The following is a 21,672-nucleotide window of genomic DNA, read 5'->3' as shown; positions in this document are numbered from 1 at the left end:
ACAGCGACTGATCCGTCGAGACCGGTGACCAGCGCATAACGGAGCCAGACCGCCGAGTCCCCTTGACTCGCGAACGTTATAACCTCCACGATGTCCGGGGCACGCCCGATCCGGGAAGGACACCATGACCACGCACCCCAACCCATATCGGCTCGGCGTCCTGGCAGGCGACGGGATCGGCCCGGAGATCGTGCCCGTCTCGGTGCGGATCGTCGACGCGGCGCTGGACGCCGTCGGCGCCGCGGGCATCGAGTGGCTGCCGCTGCCCCTCGGGCGCGCGGCTATCGACGAGTTCGGCTCCCCGCTGCCGGACGGCACGTTGCGCACGCTCGCCGAACTCGACGGGTGGCTGCTGGGCCCGCACGACAGCGCCGCGTACCCGCAGCCGCACCGGTCGCGGCTCAACCCCAGCGGCACGATCCGCAAGCACTTCGACCTCTTCGCCAACATCCGCCCGGCGAAGGCCTTCGAGGCGGCGAAGGCCATCGTCCCCGGCACCGACCTCGTAATCGTCCGCGAGAACACCCAGGGCTTCTACGCCGACCGCAACACCCACACCGGGACCGGCGAGTTCATGCCCACCCCCGATGTGGCCATCGCCCACGGCATCTTCACCCGCGAGGCCGTCGAGCGGATCGCGCACGTGGCGTTCGACCTGGCCCGGCGCCGCCGCAACAAGGTCACCATCGTGCACAAGGCCAACGTGCTGCAACTGACCAGCGGCCTGTTCCGAGACGTCTGCCGACAGGTCGCCGAGCAGTACCCCGAGGTGGCGGTGGACGACCAGCACATCGACGCCATGACCGTGCACCTGCTGCGCCGCGCCGACGAATTCGACGTGATCGTCACGGAGAACATGTTCGGCGACATCCTCTCCGACCTCACCGGCGAGATCGCGGGCTCGCTCGGCATCGCGCCCGCGATCAACGCCTCCCACGAGCGCGCCATGGCGCAGGCCGCGCACGGTGCCGCGCCGGACATCGCGGGCCGCGACCTGGCCAACCCGGTGGCGATGATCCTCTCCAGCGCGATGCTGCTGGACTGGCTCGGCACCAGGCACTCCGACGACGCACTGCGGCGAGCCGCGCGGCTCGTGGAAAGCGGTGTCGCGCGGACCATTCGGCGAGGCATCGCCACCGCCGACATCGGCGGCTCGGCCACCACCAGCGGATTCGGCACCGCGGTCACCGAGGCCATCGCCAGCGGCGAGATCCGGGGTTGAGCAACACCGTCGAGGGGCGGTGCGAGCGTTCAGTCGGCGACGTGGCCCGCCGCGTGGACACCGGAGGGTTCCGTTGTACGGGCGCATGATTGCGGAGGCGCTTCGGGATCTTCCCAGCGGATTGGATGAGGTGCGTGGTCGTGAGGGAAGTCCCGGTTCGCACCGGAACGACCCCCACGAACCCCGGCCTCGCACGCCGATCCGCGCAACTTCCACAGTGGACAGTTCAGCCGACCGGCATGTCTCGGCGGCGCAGGCCGAACAGCCCGAGCGCGGCGAGCACCGCCGCGATCGCGGTCAGCACGACCAGCGGCGGCACCTCCAGGACACCGCCGGGAAGCTGCGGGACGTGGTTGAACACCGACAGGTCCAGCACCCACTGGTCCAACTGGAGTTCCCCGCCCAACCAGCCGAGCAGCAGGCTGACCAGCAACACGGCGAACGCACCTGCCGCGAGCCGGGGCAGCAGCCCGAAAAGCGCGAACGCCAGCCCGACGAACACCCACACCGCGGGCAGCTGCACGACGGCGGCGCCCAGCACGCGGGGCAGTTCCCGACCCACCTCGCCGGTGTTCAGCCCGTGCGCGAGACCGGCCGCCGCGCCGAACAGGACCAGCCAGGCGGTCGGGCCGAGCAGCGCGAAGGCGAGGTGGCCGCCCGCCCAGTGCAGTCTGTCGACCGGCGCGGCCAGCAGGGGTTCGGCTCGGCCACCGCTCTCTTCGGCCCGCAACCGCAGCGCGGCCTGGATGCCGAACCCGGCGCAGATCACGCCGATCATGGTCATCATGCCCACGAAGTACTGGTCGACGACGGTGCCGGGCCCGCCCAGCCGCGCGAGGACCTCTCGCGCCGCCGGGGTGCTGTTGTTCATCAGCTCGCCGATGCTCGTGGCGATGCCGCCGAGCCCGAGCCCGACCACCGCGAAACCCGCCGCCCGGGCCGCCAGCGATCCGCGGTGCAGTCGCCAGGCCAGTGCCAGCGGGGTGCGCAAGCCGGGCGCCGCCTCGGCCGCGCCTGGTCGGGACTGCAACAGGCCGCTGCCGAGGTCCCGCCGCTCCGCGAGCGCGACCGCCACCGCGGTGAGCGCGGCGAGGGCACCCACCGCGAGTCCGAGGACCCACCAGCGTTCGCCGCTGAACGGCCGGAACTGGCCCGCCCAACCGATCGGCGACAGCCAGGAAACCCAGCCGAGCCCACCACCGCTCTGCCCGCTGACATCACCGATACCGCGCAGCAGGAACGCGACGCCGAGGACGATGCTCCCGAGACCGCGAGCGCTCCCGGCCCCGCTGGTGAGCTGGGCGGCCACCGCGCCCGCTGCGGCGAAGACCCAGCCCGCGGCCACCAGTCCGAATCCGTAGGCCAGCGAACCGGCCGCGGGCAAGCCCCTGCTGATCAACCCCAACGCCGAAAGCACGCCCAGGACCGCAACGGCCCCGCAGGTCACGATCATGGCGGCGGCCAGGCTCGCGTGGCGTGACGTCGCGGTCGAGCCGATCAGTTCGCGGCGGCCCGCTTCTTCTTCGGAACGGGTGTGCCGGATGACCGTGAGGAGGCTGGCCAGCCCGATCACCACCGGCACGAATCCGGCGCGCCAGGCGACCAGCTCGCCGAGGCTCGCCCCGTGCAGCGCCCCGTACGCCACGGTGAAAGCCGCGTTGTGGGTGCTGGTTTCGGCGTATTCCCGCAACGCCTGCGGGGTGGGGTACGCCCCGGTGAACGCGGCGACGAAGACCACCGGGACCACGGCGGCGATGAGGATCCAGATCGGCAGCAGCACGCGATCCCGCCGCAGCGCGAGGCGAATCAGCTTGCCGGTGCCGGTGAGCGCGTTCATCGCGTCGCCCCCGCGGTGGCACCGGTGCGGTCGTAGTGCCGCAGGAACAGTTCCTCCAGCGTGGGCGGCTGGCTGACGAGACTGCGCACGCCCACCGCGGTGAGGTAGCGCAGCGCGGTGTCCAGCGCTGCGGTGTCGACGTCGAAGCGCACCTGGCCGTGTTCGGTGCGCAGGTCGTGCACGCCGGGCAGGTCGGCCAGCCCGTCCGGCGGGCCGACCAGCTCGGCCTGGATCGAGGTGCGGGTGAGGTGGCGCAGGTCGGCCAGGGTGCCGCTTTCGACGGCGCGGCCGTCGCGGATGATCGTGAGCCGGTCGCACAGCGCCTCGACCTCGGCCAGGATGTGGCTGGACAGCAGCACCGTGCGGTCGCCGCGCCGCTGCTCCTCCCGGATCGTCTCGCGGAACACCTCCTCCATCAACGGGTCCAGGCCGGAGGTCGGCTCGTCCAGGACGAGCAGTTCGACGTCCGAGGCGAGCGCGGCGACCAGCGCCACCTTCTGCCGGTTGCCCTTGGAGTAGGTGCGGCCCTTCTTGCGGGGGTCTAGGTCGAAGCGGGCCAGCAGGTCGTCGCGGCGCCGCCGGTCCAGCCCGCCGCGCAGCCGACCGAGCAGGTCGATCACCTCGCCACCGGAGAGGTTGGGCCAGAGCGTGACGTCACCGGGCACGTAGGCCAGTCGGCGGTGCAGTGCGGTGGCATCCCGCCACGGGTCGCCGCCGAGCAGCCGCGCGGTGCCCGCGTCCGCGCGCATCAGGCCCAGCAGGACGCGGATCGTGGTGCTCTTCCCCGCGCCGTTGGGGCCAAGGAAGCCGTGCACCTCGCCGGTGCGCACGGCGAGGTCGAGTCCGTCCAGCGCCCGGGTCGAGCCGAAGGTCTTGACCAGCCCGGCCACCGAAATGGCGTCAGTCATCGTGGTGTTCCTCTTGTTGGTGGCGCGGCTCTGCGGTCGCGGGGTGCTGGATCTTGTCGAGGGCGGCCCGCCCCAGGGCGGCGTCTTCGAGGCTGAGCATCGGATGGGAGTAGATGTCGATCAGCGTCCGGGCGAGCAGCTGGTCGCCCTCGGGGCTGAACAGGTCGACGCCCATCCCGCGGGATATGTGCTGGTGCAGGACCGTGACCGACAGCGCCATCGCGGTGATCACCGTCGCCCGGATCTTGCGGTCGACATCGGGCGGGTCGGGACGGTCCCGGTCGGCGTCGGCGAGCCATCGCTGGCTCAACTCGACGATCTCGTCGAACAGCGGCGCCGCCGAGCCGTCGGCCAGGGCGCGCGCCAGATACGGCTGGTACGGGCCCACCGCGGCGCGTGCGACGGCCACGTAGTTCACGTCCGCGGGGGTGGGGTCGGCACGGGCCCGGTCGTTGAGCCGACGCAGCACCTTGGCCAGGTGCTCGTCGCAGGCCTCGCGCAAGGCCTGCTTGGAGCCGAAGTGGTGGCGCACCAGCCCCGAGGACACGCCAGCGGTTTCGGCGATCCCCCGGATCGTCGCCCGCTCGAACCCGTGCTCGCCGAAGTGCCGCAGGGCGGCGTCCCGAATGCGAGCGCGGGCGGTGAGATCTTCCGGATCAAGTCCGGTCACGGCCATCAGCCCTATCCATGCGTGCAGCCAATTACACTTGCGAGATGGATGCTACACGTGTGTGTAGTCACCAGGCCAGCGTGACCCCGCTCATGGTCGCGCCACAGCCGATCACCTCTGACACGCCAGCACGGATCCGCCGGACGACGACGCGTCGCCGCACCCAAGCCCAACGCACGCCAGTGGCCGCACCCCGGGCCACATCCGGCCACTCGAATCCACCGAGCTTTGTTCATCCACAATGGACAGCATCGATCCGGGGAACGCGCGGTCGGATGTCAATTGCGGGAGCTGCGGCGAGAGCGGCGGAGTCGCAGCGGATCGCTTCCAACATGCACCGCCCGGTCACCGATCCACCAGGACCACAGCGGCGTTTTCGCGGGAACAAGGCACTTTTCGCGATGTGGGACGGTCTTCGCCGCGAGGCGGCGGTGGCATGGCAAGCCGCGTTCGGGTGCAGCGCTCCCGGCGGCACGTCGACGCCTGCCGGATCACCAGCGCCGCATGTCGCGCAGCCCAGTGGCCCTGACGGTCGTGCTCGCGGCCTACGAGGTGCGCAACCGCGCCGCACACCACCCACTTTGTCCACCGCGGACAGACGTGTCAGCGCGGGATGGAGGTGTGCTTGAACTCGTTGAGGTCGGTCCACCCGGTCAGCAGGTCCACCACGCGTTCGACGGCCCGGATGGACGGGGCCGGATCGGACCCCAGCGGGGCGCGGTTCATCAGCCGGACGAACACCGCCTGATCGTCGGCGATGAAGGTCGGCACACCCCAAACGTTGTGCGAGGCAACGAACCGCTCGTGCTCCGCCCGCACCTCCTGCAACGCGGCACCGTCGTCGATGCGCGCGAAAACCGCGTCGGCGGGCAAGTCGTGGTCGGTCAGAACGCGTTCCAGCAGCGCGCGGTCCTCCAGGTGCAGGCCAGCGTCGTGGCGCGCGGCGAACAGCGCGCGGTGCACCGCCGGGAACCGTTCCGGGAACTCGTCCCGGACCACCACCCCGACTTGCAGGGCGAGGATGCCGGAGTCCTGCTCGGGCTTCTCCCAGACGCTGGGCTGGCCCTCTTCGACGTGCGCCTGGCCGAGGGAGAACGGCAGGTACCGGACCTGCCAGTCCGCGCCCGCGGCCAGACCGGTGAGCAGGTGCTCGTGCGCGTTGCGGGCGAACGGGCACCGGTAGTCCCAAGTGACAGCGAATGTGGAGGTCATAGTGGGGTCAACATCCTCGTGCGGTTTCGTTGTTCCCAGCGGCTGGAGCGCGGCTGGCGGTCATGGGAAGCAGTACGAGTCCGAGGAGGCGTCGCCGCCTTCCAGGCGGACCTGGTGGACCCGCAGCCCGTTGAACTGCTCGCCGCGCGGGAAGAACCGCTCGTCGACCGCCAGTCCGCCACCGGCGTCCGGATCGGTGTCGAGCTTGGCGAACCACGCGCCGACGCCGTCGGGGTAGAACTGGTCGTCCCACGAACCGTAGAGCGAGTTGGTCAGGTAGATGCGCCGACCGTCGCGGCTGACCTCCACCATCTGCGGCCCACCGGACAGCGGCTCGGCCGGGGCCGCCGGGTGGGCGACGCGCCCGGTGATGCCGCCGAGGCGCACCGAACCTGTCTCGCGGGGCCGCGCCGGGTCGCTGACGTCGTACTGCTTCAGCTCACCGGTGCCCCAGCACGAGACGTACAGGAACCGGTCGTCGACGGACAGGTTGATGTCGGTCACCAGGGGCGGCACCGCGCCGAAGGGTTGCAGCGCGGGCGGCAGCCGGTCCGCGGGCGCCGGTTCCGCCGGGATGGTGATCACCTTGTCGGCCTGCCAGCTCCCGCCTTCCCGGTGCCAGCGCCAGACCGACGCGGACAGGTCCTCGGTGCTGATGACCACCCCGACGAAACCCCAGGTGGCGCCCGGATCGTGTGACGGGCGGAGTTCGAGCACCATCTGGTGCTGCGCGCCGAGGTCGACGCGCTGCAGGTGGCGCCCGCTCGCCAGGTCCCAGAAGTGCAGGGCGTGACCGTACTCGTTGCCCAGCAGCAGTTCCGGGATGATCCCGTTCTCCACCATCGAGGGCGTGCCCCATTCGCTGGTGATCAGGGTGTTCTGGTTGAGGTGCCACCAGGCGTCGTAGGCCAGGTGCTGGGGGCCGCGGTCGGTCTCCCACGCGCGCACGACGTCGAACGTGTCGTGGTCGAGCACGGCGATACCGCCCGGACCGTCGGCGCCGTCCGCGCCACCGAGGCAGGACAGGTAGATCCCGTCCGGCCCGCAGTGCAGCGTGTGCGGCCGGGAGTAGCCCGCCTTCGCCGCGAGTTCGGCCGCGGTGATGGTCCGCAGCAGCCGCGGCTGGCGCGGGTCGGGGTAGGTGTCGTAGACGTGCACGTTCGACGAGCGCAACCCGGGAAGCAGCAGGTAGCGGCGTTGCAGGCCGTCGGTGTGATGACCGGCGTGCGCGACGGCGCTGCTGCACGCGTTCCACCCGAAGTGGTGCAGTTCGTCGCCGCGGGTCGGCAGGTCGGCCCAGCCGACCACCTCGGCGAACTCCGGCGACTCCGGGTCCGTGTCCACCACGGCCAGCGCGTCGGGCCGCCCGGCGGTGCGGTCGAAGGCGACGACGTAGGCCAGGCGTTCCGGTGGTGCGGCGATGGCATCGCCGGGACTGCGGTAGAAGGTGGGGTCGGGCTGGTGCTCGACTGGAGAGCTCATCGTGTCTCCTCGACCAGACGGCGTCGTCACTCAGCGTCTCCGACTCGCAGCGCAGCGTCGAGCCGGTTCACATGGTGAGACCCGTGCACCACCTCGACCGGTCATGACTCCGAATCGCGAAATCGCCACGACGCCGTCACTTTCGGGGACGGGCCACCAGGAACCCGATGATGACGCCGATGATCAGCAGCACGGCCAGCGCGGTCCAAAGCGGCATGGTCACCAACGGCACGAAGAGCCTGATTTCGACCAGCTGCCGGTTCTCGACCGCGAGCACCACCGCCAGGACGGCGAGGATCAGGCCCGTCACGGCACGCGGCGACAGCCAGCGGCGGCGGGCCGGTGTGACGGGTGAATGCTGGGTCCCCATGGCTCCACCCCGAGTTACGCCGGTGCCGGACCTGGGTGCGCGGGAGTGGCCGCGGCAGCCGCGCGCGGGCGCATCTGGACGGCGCGGATCGCCGCGATGCCCCCGTAGACCACCAGCCAGATGCCGAGGGTGTAGGTCAGCACCACGAGACCGAGGCCCGGGTAGACCAGCAGCACGATCCCGGCGAGCACGCTGAGCACCCCGGCGGCGATCGCCCAGCCCCGCGCGGGCACGTGTTCGCGGACGATGGCGTGGAAGGTCTCGATGACTCCGTTGACCGTCCAGAACAGACCGAGCACCAGCGGCAGCAGCAGCGCGGTCGCCACCGGGGACCGCAGCACCACGACACCGGCGACGATGGCCAGCACGGCGAGCAACACCTGCACCAAGCCGCCCTCCCGGTGCGAACCCACCGCCTGGACGAACCAGAAGATCCCATCGACGAACAGTTGGACGCCGAAGATGATGGCCACCGTCACGATCGCTGGTCCGGGCCAGACCAGCGCCAGGATTCCCGCGATCAGGGTCAGGATCCCGAACGCCAGCAGCCATCCCCACGACCGCCCGAGCTTGGCCAGCGGTTCGGCGGCAGCCGGGGCGACCTGCTCTTGTGCGTTGGACATGATCGACCTCGCATGGGCATCTGAACACCCGCCGATGACGGCCTGTACATCTCCAGGTTGCGAGCCGCCGGGACACCGCCCAAGGGCCGAACGACCTGCCGGTTTCACCTGCGGCGGCGGACGGGTACCCGCGACGCGTCCGGGGGCGATGGTGCCGATGGGCGCCACCACTCGTCGGCAGGCCTCCCGGACGCAGCACGCCGAAACCCTCATTCCTGGGAGGACACCATGAGCAGCTTGATGCCGCGGCCGAGCCTCGGATTGCCGGACATCTTCCAGATGTTCGAGACGGAGTGGCCCTTCGGTGAACGGCACACGATGCGGGTGGAGACCTTCACCGACAAGAACGACTTCGTGATCCGCAGCGAGCTGCCCGGCATGGATCCCGACGAGGACATCCACATCAGCGTCGAAGGCAACCAGCTCAAGATCAACGCCGAGCGCGAGCACGAGGAGCGCACCGACCGGCACACCGAGTTCTCCTACGGCTCGTTCAGCCGCACCATGCTGCTGCCCGCCAGCTGCAACACCGAGGACATCAAGGCCGAGTACGAAGCGGGCATCCTCACCATCCGCGTCCCGCGACGCGAAGCCGAGATCAGCAAGGAGATCCCGGTGGCCCGCAAGGGGAAGTGAGCCGATCGCCGCGGCGGAGGGCGATCTCGTCACCGACGCGCTATCCGGGGGTCCGGCGGCGTGCCCGCCGGACCCCCGTTGCACTGCGCGGGCCCGAGGTGCGGCCGATGATGGGCTGGTCCGGGTTCCTTTCGACGAGGAGCACCCCATGCCTCGGGACCGCTGCACCGACGTGGTCGGCCATGGCTGATTTCGAATCGCTGTACCGGCACGGCTTCGTGCGGATGGCGGTCGGCATACCGGTGGTCGGCGGCGTCGACCCGGAGCTCAACGCCGACCGCACCCTGGGGTTGGCCCGCCGGGCTGCCGCGGACCACGCGGTCCTGGTGCTGTTTCCGGAACTCGGTCTGTCCTCCTACACCGCCGACGACCTGTTCCACCAGGACGCCTTGCAGGACGCGGTAATCGCCGCGCTTGGGCGGGTGGTGCGCGGGAGTGCCGAGCTGGGCAGCGTGCTCGTCGTCGGTGCCCCGTTGCGCTGCGGCGGGCGGCTGTTCAACTGCGCCGTGGTCATCCACCGGGGCGAGGTGCTCGGCGTGGTGCCCAAGAGCTACCTGCCCACCTACCGGGAGTTCTACGAGCGGCGCTACTTCGCCGCCGCCCGGGACGCGACCGCGCGGCAGCTGACCCTGTTCGGCTCCGAGGTCCCGTTCGGCAACGACCTGCTGTTCGACGTCCCCGCGTTCGACGGTTTCACCTTCCACGTGGAAGTCTGCGAGGACCTGTGGGTTCCGGCGCCACCGAGCACCTGGGCGGCGTTGGCCGACGCGACCGTGCTGATCAACCTCTCGGCCAGCAACATCACCATCGCCAAGGCGGACTACCGGCGCCAGCTGTGCGCGGCGCACTCGGCCCGATGCGTCGCCGCCTACCTCTACGCGGCGGCGGGACCGGGCGAATCCACCACCGACCTCGCCTGGGACGGGCAGGCGCTGATCTACGAGAACGGCGAACGGCTCGCCGAGGGCGACCGGTTCAGCAGCGGCGAGCAGCTGGTCACCGCCGACGTGGACCTGCAACGCCTGGTGCAGGACCGGATGCGCACGACTAGCTTCGCCGACTGCGCGCACGACCACCAGGAACGACTGCGCGGCCTGCGCCGGGTCCGCGTCGACCTGCCCGTGCCGGACGCGACCGTCGCGCTGCGCCGCGAGGTGCCGCGTTTTCCTTACGTGCCAGCCGATCCGCGCACGCTCGGCGAGCGCTGCGCCGAGGTCTACCACATCCAGGTGCAAGGCCTCACCCGCCGACTCGCCGCCACCGGGACCAAGAAGGTGGTGATCGGGGTCTCGGGTGGACTCGACTCGACCCAGGCGCTCATCGTCGCCGCGAAGAGCATGGATCGGCTCGGCCTGCCCCGCGGCAACGTGCTCGCCTTCTCACTGCCCGGTTTCGCCACCAGCGAACGCACTCGGCGCAATTCGCACCGGCTGATGGCCGCGCTGGACGTGACGGCGGGCGAGATCGACATCCGGCCGTCGGCGATGCAGATGCTGCGCGATCTCGACCATCCGGCCGCCTGCGGTGAACCCGTCTACGACATCACCTACGAGAACGTGCAGGCCGGTGAACGCACGTCCCACCTGTTCCGGCTGGCCAACCAGCGCGGTGCCCTGGTGGTGGGCACCGGTGATCTCAGCGAGATCGCCCTGGGCTGGAGCACCTACGGCGTCGGCGACCACATGTCGCACTACAACGTCAACGCCTCGGTGCCCAAAACGCTCATCCAGTACCTGATCCGGTGGACCGCCGACACCGGCGAGCTGACCGGCGCCGCAGCCGCCGCGCTGGAGTCCATCTTGGACACCGCCATCTCACCGGAACTGGTGCCACCGGGCGAGGGTGATCGCGGCGAGCCCGCGCAGCATTCGGAGGCCGTCGTCGGCCCCTTCGAACTGCAGGACTTCCACCTCTACTACCTGCTGCGGTTCGGCTACCGGCCCAGCCGCATCGCCTACCTCGCGCAGCACGCGTGGGCCGACCGGACGCAGGGCAGCTGGCCCAGCCTCATCCCGCCGGGCAAGCGCAACGAATACGACCTGGCCACCATCAAGCGGTGGCTGGCGGTGTTCCTGCACCGGTTCGTCCAGAGCAGCCAGTTCAAACGCTCCGCACTGCCCAACGGTCCCAAGGTCGGCTCGGGCGGGGCGCTCTCGCCGCGCAGCGACTGGCGGGCACCCAGCGACGCCACCGCCCGCGCCTGGCTCGAAGAACTGGAGCGCAACGTCCCGGGTTAGAGGGTGTAGGTGGTGGCTTAGAGCTCGCGCGGATTGGGTGTAGCCGGGGGTGGCCGTCAGGCAAGCGGCGTGAGCCGCTTCCTCCCACGTTCGCAACTCGCACCGCCGCGGGTTCTCAGAGGTCTTCTCGCGAGGACAGCCACGACGCTGTGTATCGGACATACATGAGTCGGGGATCCCGGAGTCGAGAAGGCCTCTGAGGTTCCGCTACCCGCACCGCCACGCAAACCAACCCGCGCCCTCGCTTACCCGCGGGTGGTCAATCTGCGTACGTGGGAGGGAGAAAGCGGCTTCCACCGCTCGCCTGGCGCAGGCGTCGCGCTGGCGAACCTCGCACCCCAATCCGTGCGAACTCGGCTAATCGGCCCGGCACGCGGGTATCCCACGAACACGTCGCAACCGGGCTTGGAGTCAGCATGGCTGCCACGAACATCGATCCCCGCCGCCACCGCGCGGTGCTGTTCGACATGGACGGCGTGGTCACCGACACCACAGCGGTGCACGCCGACGCGTGGAAACAGCTGTTCGACCGGTACCTGGCGGATCGGCCGACGGCGGCGGGCGAAGATCACCGCCCCTTCACCGACTCCGACTACACCCAACACGTCGACGGCAAGCCCCGGGTCAACGGCGTGCTCGACTTCCTGCGCTCGCGCGGCATCGAACTGCCCAGGGGGCTCGCGGACGACGAGCCCGGCCAGGAAACCGGTCACGGACTGGGCAGGCTCAAGGACCGCTACTTCCGCGATGCCCTCGCCGTCCGCGGTGTCGAGGTGTTCGCCGACGCGATCGCTCTGATCGAGTCGTTGCGCCGCCACGACGTGCGCACCGCTGTCGTCTCCAGCAGCCGCAACTGCTCACCCGTGCTCGATCGGGCCGGGATCGCAGATCTGTTCGCCGTTCGCGTGGACGGCCTGGCCGCCGAGGAACTCGGGCTGCCCGGCAAGCCCGATCCCGCGATCCTGCTCGAAGCCACCCGGCGGCTCGGTGTCCCGCCATCGGCATCCGTGGTCGTCGAAGACGCCCCGGTCGGAGTGGCCGCGGCCCGCGCGGCGGGCTTCGCGCTCATCGTCGGCGTCGCCCGCGGCCGACCGCCGAGCCGACTGCTGGACGCCGGGGCCGACGTGGTCGTGTCCACGTTGGCCGACGTCTCGGTCACGGCATCCGAGGAGCACCACCTCTCCGGGGTGCCCGACGCCCTGGACCACTGGGACGAGATCGCCGAGCGCCTCCGGGGGCGCCGACCGGTGCTGCTGCTGGACTTCGACGGCACCCTCGCGCCGATCCGCAACGACCCGACCAAGGTCACGATGCCCGTTGGGAGCCGCCAGGTGCTGCAGGCGCTCGCCGAGCTGTGCCCGGTGGCGATCCTCAGCGGCCGGGATCTGCAAGACGTGCGCCGCCGGGTCCGGGTGGACGGCCTGTGGTACGCGGGCAGCCACGGATTCGAGCTGGCCGGACCCACCGACGAACCGATCGTGCAACACGACGGCGAGTTGGCGCTGCCCGATCTCGACGAAGCCGAACGGCTCCTCACGATCGAACTGGAAACCGTCGCCGGGGTGATGGTCGACCGCAAGCGGTTCGCACTCGCGGTGCACTACCGCAACGTCCGGCCCGATGTCGTCGACCACGTGATCGCCACGGTGCACCGCATCGGTGACGCACTGCCCACGCTGCGCACCACGCACGGCCGACGCGTGGTGGAACTGCTGCCGAACATCGCCTGGGACAAGGGGCGAGCGCTGCGCTGGCTGCTGGCCCGGCTGGGGTTCACCGGGCCTGATGTCACCCCGGTCTTCGCCGGGGACGACTACACCGACGAGGACGCCCTCCACGAGATCCACGACGACGGCATCGGCGTCGTGGTGCACAGCGCCGAACACGGCGACCGGCTGACCTGGGCCCACTACTCGGTCGACGGTCCGCGCTCGCTGCGCGCGCTGCTGGCCCGCGTGTCGTCCTCGGTGCAGCCGACATGAACCCGTGGCGCCGGGATCCGCGTCGCCGAAGCGGCGCGCTGCCGGGTGTTCGCGGCCGACCGGTTCATCGACGCCGACCGGTCGCTGATCCAGCAGGACGACCTGATCGCCCACGACGTGGTGGTCGATCTCGTTCGGAATGCCGAAGTGCGCGTGGAGAAGATCGTCGCACTGCACACCTCCCGGGACCGGGCCAGCACCGAACCGGTCGCGGAGGCCGTCGACCAGGTGCGAGATGCCGCCGGATTCGACGAGCCGCGCCTCTCGCACGACCTGGCCTGGACCCGACTGCACAAGAAGTTCCACTGTGGACTGTCAACCAGCGACAGCCCATGACCGTCGAGGTCAGCGGCCGCACCGCCACGGTCCGGGCCGCACCGGACCCCGCCCGCTGGCCGGTGACCTGCGCCTGCGGCTCCCGAACCGTCCAGCTCTGGCCAGGTGAAACCGCGCGGTTCTCGCTGGAACCGCACCGCAGCGGGGCGTGATGCTCGGGAGGCCGCTCGGCGCGGGCGTCAGGCGGGTTGGTAGGTCAGGCAGTCCACGATTTCCTGCTCGTATCCCACGGTGATGCCGGGCGCCTGGCACTCCAGGCCGACGTTGTACCGGCAGTCGGACATCTTGCACGCGCCGACGTGGCCGACGGCGTCGGGATCACCTCCGGCGACCGGGGCCCGGCAGAAGGTGTCGCACTGCGCGCGTGCCGGGTCGCCGATGGTGATGGCCAACGCGTGGCAGGTCTGGTCGTGGTTGAAGGCGCACTCCTCGGCCGTGCACTTGTTCACCAGCGGCATCTTCATCGCCATCACCCCAGGTTCTGCGTTGCGCTGTCGGACCTTCACTGTCCCGCCGACCAGTGCGCGCGACAGGTCGCAGCGCGTGGGAGTCACCTGATGAGGTTCCGATGCCGGTGGATGCGTAAGGATCGCCGGGGCGACGCAACAACAACCGTGCCGCGTCACAAGAGCTATCTGCGGCCACTCGGTCAACGCCTGCACCGGGCTTGTCCGGCGCCGGGGTTTTCGTCATTCGGTCTGGATCTTCCAGTCCGCGAACACCAGCAGCGCGGCGGCGAACAGCGCGGCCACCAGGAACCCCGCCCCCTCGTCGAGGAACAGGCACAGCACCGCGAGAACGGCAGCTACGACCCCGACCGCCCGGCAGACCGTCAGCCACGCGAAGACCCGCACCAGCGGGCGCAGCTGGGTCATCTTGCGGACGAAATCCGGATCCTCGGCGTACAGCCGCCGCTCGATCTCGTCGAGGAGGCGCTGTTCGTAGCGTCGGAGCATCGCAACCTCCCGAAGTCGACCAAACTGCGAACGAACCCGCTTGGGGAAAGCGTTGCCAGCCGCGGCGCGAACAACTAGAGCCCATCGGCCCCCATCGCCCCAGCGCGGAATCCGCACGCGAACCGACCCGCCACGGCCCGCAGCCATTCGACTGGCCTATCCCTACCACGACCGTCCACAGAGGAGCATCGCGCACCAATAGGTGCTCGGTTTGATCCGCATTGGGGTGCTAGGTCATCCAGCGGCGGCGTGCCGGGCGCCTCGGCGTACCTGGCCCGGTCGAGGCGAATGCCGGTGCGTGCTGGTGCTCGTGCAACGGAGCGAGGTGGATCTGGACGGCGTAGACCATCCAGCCCAGCGCCGCCAAGCCGAGCCAGTTGATCAGCCGGTAGACCAGGACACTCGCCAGAGCCGGGGCGACCGGTACCCCGGAGGCGGTCAACACGCCGAGCAGCCCGGCCTCGGCGAGACCGGCCCCACCCGGGAAGACCTGCAACGCGATGCTGCCCTGCACCACCAGGAACCCCACCACCAGCGTCGACCACGGCACCGGTGGACCCAGCGCGGCGACGCTGGTGGTCAGGCTCAGGTAGTCCAAAAGCCAGCTCAGCACCGCGAGCGCGGTGATGACCAGCCACTGGAGCCCGTTGGGGCGCAGCAGCCGGATCCGCTCGGAGATGCGGCGCGCGGTCGCGTCCGGGTCGTTCGCCCAACTCCGGCGGCAGGTGCGGCAGACTCCCGGAAACCGCCGGGCCAGCCACGTCAGAGCCCGCAGGAAGCGGTGCAGCACCGACGGCCGGGTCACCACGCCCCAGCACAGCCACGACCCGAGCGCGACGCCTGCCGCGAGCCCCACCGCGACCAGCACCGGCACCTTCCCGGCCCAGCCCAGGCCGAGCAGGCCCAGCACGATCAACGTGATCGTGGCGACCGTGCCCGCCAGCACCAGCGACCACGCGGCCAACGCGACTTCGACGTGGCGCTTGCGCAGCTGGTAGGTCGCGTAGACGAAACCGGCCGCGTTGCCGACCGCGGGCAGCGTGGTCGACAGCGCGTTCTGGGAGAAGTTGATCGCCTGGATGGTCGACACCGGTAGCAGCGCACCGCCCGCGGCCAGCAAGCGGCGGTGCAACTCCCCGTACACCACCAGTGCGCCGATGCCCAGCACGACGGCCGCGCCGACCCATCCCCACCGCAGTTGTGCGAGTTCGGCACCGAGGTCGTTGGTCTCCCGCGCCAGTGCGGGCAACTGCCAAAGCATCACGCCCGCGCCGCCGAGCACCACCGCCCACTGCACGATCGTGCGCACTCGTCCTCGCATGTCCCTTCCCCCGCTGTGGACCGTCAGCTCGCCCAAGCCCGCAGCCTGACGAGGTCAGCCGAAACCGACCGGCGGACGCGCGTGCGACCTCGGTCGGCAACCTCGTCGAGGGTGCACAGCGGCGCTCGTGCCGCATCAGAGTCGAACGTCCTCGTCAGCTGTCACCGGGACCACACCACGGAGCGGGGGTGTCATGCCCCACACTCCCGCGCACAGCGGCTGTCACCGGGACCGAATGCCCGACCTTCCGTCAGGTCCGGCGTCTGCCCTCCGACAACGTCGCCAGCCTGCGGCGGTATTCCTCTTCATCGATTTCACCGCGAGCGAACCGCTCCGCCAGCAGCTCTTCGGCCGACACGGTGCCCCGCTCGACCCGACCGGTGCGCTGCAAGTAGCGGACCAGCGCGATGATCGCCGCGATGACCAGGGCCCAGAACAGCACCATGCTCACCGTCATCATCGTCAGTCCCCAGACACCAAAGCCGTAACCGCCCCAATGGTGCATCGCGCCCCTCTTTTCCGTTGTCTCCGCTGTGCGCGCCGCGAAATGCGCGGACGACCCACCTGGCAGAACCGTCGCGCACCCACCAAGTCCGCGGCCAGAGCCGATGGTCACCAGGCGACCACGACAAACCGGTCAAACCAAATTGTCCTTTTTGGATGGCCGGGTGCGGGCAGGTGACCATCGGCTCTATGTCGCTGCTCATCAGCCCGACAGCCTGGAATCGCGGGAAGTCGCTGGCGACGAAGGGGGGTGCGATGAACACCACCATCATGCCCGTGGGACACCTGACCGCCGACCAGGTCCGGCAGGTTCTGCTCGCGGCCGTCGCCGCGCCGTCCCTGCACAACAGCCAACCGTGGCGGTTCCACTGCACCGCGGCCGTCATCGAGCTGCAGGCGGATCGTTCGCACGCGGTCCCCGTCGCCGACCCCGAACACCGGGAACTCACCCTCGCTTGCGGAGCCGCCCTGCTGAACCTGCGGCTGGCGATCCGGACGACCGGGGTTTACCCGGACGTGCGGATGTTCCCCGATCACGGGAACCCCGATCTGCTCGCCACCGTGCGGCCGTCCGGCCGCCGCCCCGCCACCCCGATCGACCGCGCACTGGCGGCCGCGATCCCGCAACGCCGCACCAACCGCCGCCCGTTCCTGCCCCTGCCGGTGTCGGCAGCGCTGCAGGCCGAGTTGCGGCAGGCGGCCGAAGCCGAGCGGAGCTGGCTCGCCATCCTCGACCGGACCCAGCGCCCCAAACTGCGGGCCCTGCTGCGGCGAGCGCACGACAGGCAGCTCGCAGACGCGGATTTCGTCGCCGAATGGCGGCGCTGGACCGGACACGACCGGGACAACGGTGACCGAGTGCCCGCGCGCAACGGGCCGTTGCCGGAGCCGCGGGACGAATGGGTGCTGCGCGAGTTCAGCGACGGCACCGCGGCCACCGAAGCGGCGGGCAAGGGCTTCGAACCCGAACCGCTGATCTGCGTGCTCGGCTCGTTCCAGGATTCCCGGCAAGCGCAGCTGCAAGCCGGAGTGGCCATGCAGCGCGTGCTGCTGACCGCCACGGCCGCCGGACTGGCCACGTCGTTCCTGTCCCAAGCGGTCGAGGTGCCAGCGACCCGCAAGGAGCTGCGCACCCTCATCGGCGGCGGTCTGTGGCCGCAAACCGTGCTCCGCATCGGCTACGGACCACCGGTACCGATCACCCCGCGGCGATCCCCGAAGACGTCGTGAGACCGCACCGGTCGGATCGGTCGCCGGAAGCGCCCGCGAATTGTCGGCTAGTTCTCGGGCGTGCCGGTGAAACCTTCGCGCAGGCGGGCTTTCTGCACCTTGCCCGAACCGGTGCGCGGCAGCCGCTCGACGACCTCCAGGTGCACTGGGATCTTGTACTTCGCCAGCCTGCCGCGCAGGAATTCGCGCAGCTCGTCGCGCGTCAGCGCGGTGTCCGGTCGACACACCACGAACGCCCGACCGACCTCGCCCCAGCGCTGGTCCGGAACCCCGACGACGGCCACCTCGGCGACCGCCGGATGCGCGAAGATGGCGTTCTCCACCTCGGCCGGATAGACGTTCTCCCCGCCGGAGATGAACATGTCCTTGACCCGGTCGACGATGTACAGGTGGCCTTCGTCGTCGACCTTCGCGATGTCGCCGGAGCGGAACCAGCCGCCGTCGGCCAGCGAATCCGCCGTGGCCGCCGGGTTCTGCCAGTATCCGGGACTGACGTTGCGGCCCTTGATGAGCACCTCGCCCGGCTCGCCGGGCTCGACGTCGGTTAGGTCCGGCCGCACCACCCGCACGCTGCTGAAGAACACCGGCACACCGGCAGACCCGACCTTGCGGGTGCTCTCCGCGGCTTCCAGGAACGTCGCGCCGGGCGCGGTCTCGGTCATCCCGTACCCCTGGCAGAACACCAGGCCGCGCTCCTGATAGGCGCGGATGAGCGGTTCGGGAATGGCGGCGCCACCGCTCATCACCGTTCGCAGCGAGGACAGGTCGGCATCGGCCCAGCGCGGCGACTGGGCGAACTCGGCGAACATGGTCGTCACCCCGAACATCAGGGTGATGCCGAATTCCTCGACGAGGTCGTAGCAGACGTCGACGTCCCAAGTGGACGTCAGCACCGAAGTGTCGCCCTTGATGAAGGTGGGCAGCAGCGTCTGGTTGAGCGCGGCCACGTGGAACAGCGGGGCGCTGATCAGGGTCACCTCGTCACTGGCCAGATCGACACCGACGAGGAGGTTGTAGGTGTTCCAAACGAGGTTGCCGTGGGTCAGCATCGCGCCTTTCGGGCGGCCCGTGGTGCCCGAGGTGTAGAGGATGAGCGCGGTGTCGTCGAGCCGCACCGGGAGATCGATCGGGGTGTCCTCGCCAGCGGCCAGCCAAGGTTCGTAGTCCCGCTCCCCCGGCGCGGGTTCGGCGAGCGCCACGATTTCGCGCAGCCCGGCGAGTTCGCCCAGTTCCCGCACCACCGCGGCGCGTTCCGGTGCGTAGACGAGCACGACGGCACCCGAATCGCCCAGCATGTATTCGATCTCGGCGGCGGTCAGCCGGAAGTTCAACGGGACGAAGACGCCGCCGACCATGTGCGTGGCGAACATGGTCTCCACGAACGCCGGATGGTTGGTGCCCAGATAAGCGATCCTGGCGCCCGGTTCGACACCGGCGCGGCGCAGTTGGGCGGCGAGCCGAGTAGTTCGACGGGCCAATTCGGCGTAGCTGACCGACTTGCCGCCGAACACGAGCGCGGTGCGCCCCGGGGTCATCCGCGCCCGCCGAGCAGGCCAGCCGCCCAGGCCTTCGTTGTGCATCGGCACGTTTCCTCCTCGTCCGCCACGGTGATCTCGTCGAGGCCAGCTGCTCCCCGGGTGGTTTCCCCGCGGATGCGGCAGTCCTGGAGCTCGCTCAGGCGTAGTGCCGGTAGACCGCTCGCGCGACGCAGGCCGGTTTGGCGGAACCGTCGATCTCGACGGTGAAGTCGAGGACCATCTGCACCCCGTTGCCGGTGACCTCCTCGACCGAGACGACCTTCCCGGCCAGCCTGATCTTGCCGCCGACCGGCACCGGGCTCGGGAATCGCACCTTCTCCAGGCCGTAGTTGACGCTCATGCCCACGCCCCGGATCTCCAGCAGCTCGGTGTACATCGGGATGAGCAGCGCCAGCGTGAGGTAGCCGTGGGCGATGGTGCCGCCGAACGGGCCGCTCTTGGCCCGGTCGACGTCGAGGTGGATCCACTGGTGGTCGTCGGTGGCGTCGGCGAAGGTGTTGACCCGGCCCTGGGTGATCTCCAGCCAGTCGCCGGGTCCGAGTTCCCGACCGACGAGCCCCTTGATCTCGTCCAGCCCGTTGACGGTGGTGGTCATGGCACACTCCTAGCTGGTCAAGGCGAGCAGCTTCGCCGCGTTGTCCTTGAGGATCTTGGGGCGGACTTCGGGCTTGATGTCGAGCTTGTCGAAATCGGTGAGCCAGCGGTCCGGGGTGATGACCGGGTAGTCGGATCCGAACAGCACCTTGTCCTGCAGCAGCGAGTTGGCGTAGCGCACCAGCTGCGGCGGGAAGTACTTCGGCGACCAGCCGGACAGGTCGATGTAGACGTGCGGTTTGTGGTTGGCCACGGCCAGCGCCTCGTCCTGCCACGGGAACGACGGGTGCGCCAGGATGATCTTCAGGTCGGGGAAGTCCACCGCGACGTCGTCGACCAGCATCGGGTTGGCGTATTTCAGCCGGATGCCGCCACCGCCCGGCACACCGGCGCCGATCCCGGTCTGTCCAGTGTGGAACAACGCGATGCCGCCCAGCTCCTCGATCACCTCGTACAGCGGGTACGCCATCGGGTCGTTGGGCGAGAAGGCCTGGATGCTGGGGTGGAACTTGAACCCGCGCACGCCGTGCTCGGTGACCAGCCGACGCGCTTCGCGCACCCCGGCCCGGCCCTTCCACGGGTCGATGCTGGCGAACGGGATGAGCACGTCGGAGTGTTCGGCGCAGCTCTCGGCGATCTCCTCGTTGGCGATGCGCGGATGTCCGGTGGCGTGTTCGGCGTCCACTGTGAACACCACGGCCGCCATCTTGCGCTCGCGGTAGTAGTCGGCCATTTCCGGGATGGTCGGCTGCCGGTGCCCCTGCGCCTTGAAGTACTTCTCCGACGCCCCGAACAGTTCGGGGCTCAACGAGCCGTGGCCGTCCTTGGAGATCTCGGCGTGGGTGTGGACGTCGATCGCGACCAGTTCATCAACGTTGATGTGCGTCATGTCAGCACCTGTCCTTGAACTCGTCCTGCATGCCGGTACGGGGAGCAGTTCGGGCGAGGGGTGAAGGGCACCTTTCGCCAACTTACTTGGTAAAAGGTGCCCTTCACCCCGCTCTCATCGCTTCGGAGCACACCCCCGAGGGGAGCCGCTCAGGATTCTGGGAGTTTCGGTGCGGGGACTCCGTAGGTTTCGGGTTCGGCGCCGACGCCGCCGTGCCACGACGCGGCGATGGCGTCGGCCGTCCAACCACCGTCGGCGTAGGCCGGGGTCTTCTCGTGCGGATGCGACCACAGCGCGAGCTTGTCGCCGCCGATGCCGATGGCCTGGCCCGTGACGCCCTTGGCCGCATCGGAGGTGAGGAAGACGATCAGCGACGCGACATCCGCCGCGGTCCCGAAGCCTTCGTCCTTGCGCAGCCACTGCGGGAACGGCTGACCGGTGCGCTCGGCTTCCTCGATGATCGGCCCGAACGCGGGGATGGTCTTGGTCATCTCGGTCGCGGCGACCGGGACCACGGCGTTGACCGCGATGTCGGCCCTGGCCAGCTCCATCGCCCAGGTGCGCGCCATCGCGACGATCCCGGCCTTGGCGGCGGCGTAGTTGGTCTGGCCGAAGTTCCCGCGCTGCCCAGCTGGCGAGGAGATCAGGATCAGGCGACCGCCGGTGCCCTGCTCGCGCATCCGCACGGCCGCCGCGCGGGCGCAGGTGAACGTGCCGCGCAGGTGCACGTCGATCACCGCGTCGAAGTCCGCGTCGGACATCTTCCACAGCACCCGGTCCCGCAGGATGCCCGCGTTGGTCACCATCGCGTCGAGCTGGCCGAACTCCGCCACGGCGGTGGCCACCAGGCGGTCGGCGACCTCGGCGCTGCCGACCGGCGCGGCCACCGAGACGGCCCGACCACCGGCGGCGGTGATCGCCTCGACGACCTGCCCGGCCGCTTCGGCGTCCACGTCGTTGACGACGACGGCCGCGCCCGAGGCGGCGAGGGCTTGCGCGTACGCCCGCCCGAGCCCGCGACCGCTGCCGGTGACGACCGCGACTTTCCCGGATAGATCCATGGAGGCGTCCTTTCCCGCAAGCGAGCCGAGGCCCGGCCAACATAAGGCCATCTCGTGACCGCCG

21 protein-coding genes and 1 pseudogene are annotated in these 21,672 nt (G+C 70.0%); 7 read left to right on the top strand and 15 right to left on the bottom strand.

The features are described from left to right. Window positions 1-124: 124 nt before the first annotated feature. Window positions 125-1,222 carry an isocitrate/isopropylmalate dehydrogenase family protein gene (locus ACTWQN_RS11950; protein ID WP_443203467.1) on the top strand — a complete coding sequence of 366 codons (1,098 nt, stop codon included), beginning with the start codon at window positions 125-127 and terminating at the stop codon, window positions 1,220-1,222. Window positions 1,223-1,448: 226 nt separating this feature from the next. On the opposite strand, the gene ACTWQN_RS11945 is transcribed toward ACTWQN_RS11950, so the two are convergent. The 7 genes from ACTWQN_RS11945 to ACTWQN_RS11915 all read right to left on the bottom strand — a co-directional run bounded on the left by ACTWQN_RS11945 (window position 1,449) and on the right by ACTWQN_RS11915 (window position 8,324). Continuing rightward, window positions 1,449-3,059 carry an ABC transporter permease gene (locus ACTWQN_RS11945; protein ID WP_443203466.1) on the bottom strand — a complete coding sequence of 537 codons (1,611 nt, stop codon included), beginning with the start codon at window positions 3,057-3,059 and terminating at the stop codon, window positions 1,449-1,451. Then, the gene (locus ACTWQN_RS11940; RefSeq protein WP_443203465.1) at window positions 3,056-3,967 is read right to left on the bottom strand and encodes an ABC transporter ATP-binding protein; all 912 of its coding nucleotides are present in this window, start codon (window positions 3,965-3,967) and stop codon (window positions 3,056-3,058) included. Before ACTWQN_RS11940 ends, ACTWQN_RS11945 begins: the two co-directional genes overlap by 4 nt. Continuing rightward, the gene (locus ACTWQN_RS11935) at window positions 3,960-4,643 is read right to left on the bottom strand and encodes a TetR/AcrR family transcriptional regulator (protein WP_443203464.1); all 684 of its coding nucleotides are present in this window, start codon (window positions 4,641-4,643) and stop codon (window positions 3,960-3,962) included. The genes ACTWQN_RS11940 and ACTWQN_RS11935 overlap by 8 nt, the downstream gene beginning before the upstream one ends. A gap of 597 nt (window positions 4,644-5,240) precedes the next feature. Next, window positions 5,241-5,849 carry a DsbA family oxidoreductase gene (locus ACTWQN_RS11930; RefSeq protein ID WP_443203463.1) on the bottom strand — a complete coding sequence of 203 codons (609 nt, stop codon included), beginning with the start codon at window positions 5,847-5,849 and terminating at the stop codon, window positions 5,241-5,243. Between the two features lie 60 nt (window positions 5,850-5,909). After that, entirely contained in the window at window positions 5,910-7,331 is a 1,422-nt protein-coding gene (locus ACTWQN_RS11925; RefSeq protein ID WP_443203462.1) for a selenium-binding protein SBP56-related protein, read from the bottom strand. 136 nt (window positions 7,332-7,467) lie between these two features. Further along, entirely contained in the window at window positions 7,468-7,701 is a 234-nt protein-coding gene (locus ACTWQN_RS11920; protein ID WP_443203461.1) for a LapA family protein, read from the bottom strand. A gap of 14 nt (window positions 7,702-7,715) precedes the next feature. After that, window positions 7,716-8,324: an HdeD family acid-resistance protein gene (locus tag ACTWQN_RS11915; protein WP_443203460.1), complete on the bottom strand. Its 609-nt coding sequence runs from the start codon at window positions 8,322-8,324 to the stop codon at window positions 7,716-7,718. A 228-nt stretch (window positions 8,325-8,552) separates the two neighbouring features. On the opposite strand from ACTWQN_RS11915, the gene ACTWQN_RS11910 reads away from it, so the two are divergent. From ACTWQN_RS11910 to ACTWQN_RS11890, 5 genes and pseudogenes are all read left to right on the top strand, one after another. After that, window positions 8,553-8,960, top strand: coding sequence for an Hsp20/alpha crystallin family protein (locus ACTWQN_RS11910; RefSeq protein ID WP_443203459.1), 408 nt, complete (start codon window positions 8,553-8,555; stop codon window positions 8,958-8,960). A gap of 182 nt (window positions 8,961-9,142) precedes the next feature. After that, window positions 9,143-11,197, top strand: a complete 2,055-nt coding sequence (locus ACTWQN_RS11905) for an NAD(+) synthase (RefSeq protein ID WP_443203458.1) — start codon at window positions 9,143-9,145, stop codon at window positions 11,195-11,197. A 416-nt stretch (window positions 11,198-11,613) separates the two neighbouring features. Then, complete coding sequence (gene otsB, locus ACTWQN_RS11900; protein WP_443203457.1) at window positions 11,614-13,179, top strand: trehalose-phosphatase; 1,566 nt, start codon at window positions 11,614-11,616, stop codon at window positions 13,177-13,179. Window positions 13,180-13,191: 12 nt separating this feature from the next. Next, window positions 13,192-13,515: pseudogene (locus ACTWQN_RS11895) on the top strand (glycoside hydrolase family 65 protein); the annotation flags it as partial. Next, complete coding sequence (locus ACTWQN_RS11890) at window positions 13,512-13,667, top strand: hypothetical protein (protein WP_443203456.1); 156 nt, start codon at window positions 13,512-13,514, stop codon at window positions 13,665-13,667. The pseudogene ACTWQN_RS11895 and the gene ACTWQN_RS11890, both read left to right, overlap by 4 nt. Window positions 13,668-13,694: 27 nt before the next feature. Here ACTWQN_RS11890 and ACTWQN_RS11885 read toward each other — a convergent pair whose 3' ends face one another. The 4 genes from ACTWQN_RS11885 to ACTWQN_RS11870 form a co-directional block, all read right to left on the bottom strand. Further along, the gene (locus ACTWQN_RS11885; RefSeq protein WP_443203455.1) at window positions 13,695-13,979 is read right to left on the bottom strand and encodes a DUF1540 domain-containing protein; all 285 of its coding nucleotides are present in this window, start codon (window positions 13,977-13,979) and stop codon (window positions 13,695-13,697) included. 225 nt (window positions 13,980-14,204) lie between these two features. Then, complete coding sequence (locus tag ACTWQN_RS11880) at window positions 14,205-14,471, bottom strand: DUF3040 domain-containing protein (protein WP_443203454.1); 267 nt, start codon at window positions 14,469-14,471, stop codon at window positions 14,205-14,207. Window positions 14,472-14,700: 229 nt separating this feature from the next. Next, window positions 14,701-15,792, bottom strand: coding sequence for a lysylphosphatidylglycerol synthase transmembrane domain-containing protein (locus ACTWQN_RS11875; RefSeq protein ID WP_443203453.1), 1,092 nt, complete (start codon window positions 15,790-15,792; stop codon window positions 14,701-14,703). Between the two features lie 250 nt (window positions 15,793-16,042). Further along, window positions 16,043-16,237 (bottom strand): SHOCT domain-containing protein, encoded by a 195-nt coding sequence (locus ACTWQN_RS11870; RefSeq protein WP_443203506.1) that lies wholly within the window; start codon window positions 16,235-16,237, stop codon window positions 16,043-16,045. Window positions 16,238-16,551: 314 nt separating this feature from the next. Between ACTWQN_RS11870 and ACTWQN_RS11865 the strand changes: the two genes are divergently transcribed. Then, the gene (locus ACTWQN_RS11865) at window positions 16,552-17,526 is read left to right on the top strand and encodes an Acg family FMN-binding oxidoreductase (protein ID WP_443203452.1); all 975 of its coding nucleotides are present in this window, start codon (window positions 16,552-16,554) and stop codon (window positions 17,524-17,526) included. Between the two features lie 47 nt (window positions 17,527-17,573). On the opposite strand, the gene ACTWQN_RS11860 is transcribed toward ACTWQN_RS11865, so the two are convergent. The 4 genes from ACTWQN_RS11860 to ACTWQN_RS11845 form a co-directional block, all read right to left on the bottom strand. Further along, complete coding sequence (locus tag ACTWQN_RS11860; RefSeq protein ID WP_443203505.1) at window positions 17,574-19,106, bottom strand: acyl-CoA synthetase; 1,533 nt, start codon at window positions 19,104-19,106, stop codon at window positions 17,574-17,576. A gap of 94 nt (window positions 19,107-19,200) precedes the next feature. Next, entirely contained in the window at window positions 19,201-19,659 is a 459-nt protein-coding gene (locus tag ACTWQN_RS11855) for a MaoC family dehydratase (RefSeq protein ID WP_443203451.1), read from the bottom strand. Between the two features lie 9 nt (window positions 19,660-19,668). Then, window positions 19,669-20,547 carry an amidohydrolase family protein gene (locus ACTWQN_RS11850; RefSeq protein WP_443203450.1) on the bottom strand — a complete coding sequence of 293 codons (879 nt, stop codon included), beginning with the start codon at window positions 20,545-20,547 and terminating at the stop codon, window positions 19,669-19,671. A 149-nt stretch (window positions 20,548-20,696) separates the two neighbouring features. Beyond that, window positions 20,697-21,608, bottom strand: coding sequence for an SDR family oxidoreductase (locus ACTWQN_RS11845; RefSeq protein WP_443203449.1), 912 nt, complete (start codon window positions 21,606-21,608; stop codon window positions 20,697-20,699). Between the last annotated feature and the right edge of the window lie 64 nt (window positions 21,609-21,672).

It is taken from the genome of Saccharopolyspora antiqui (assembly GCF_052246905.1).
Classification (GTDB): Bacteria; Actinomycetota; Actinomycetes; order Mycobacteriales; family Pseudonocardiaceae; genus Saccharopolyspora.
This window is presented reverse-complemented; position numbering and strand designations above follow the sequence as displayed.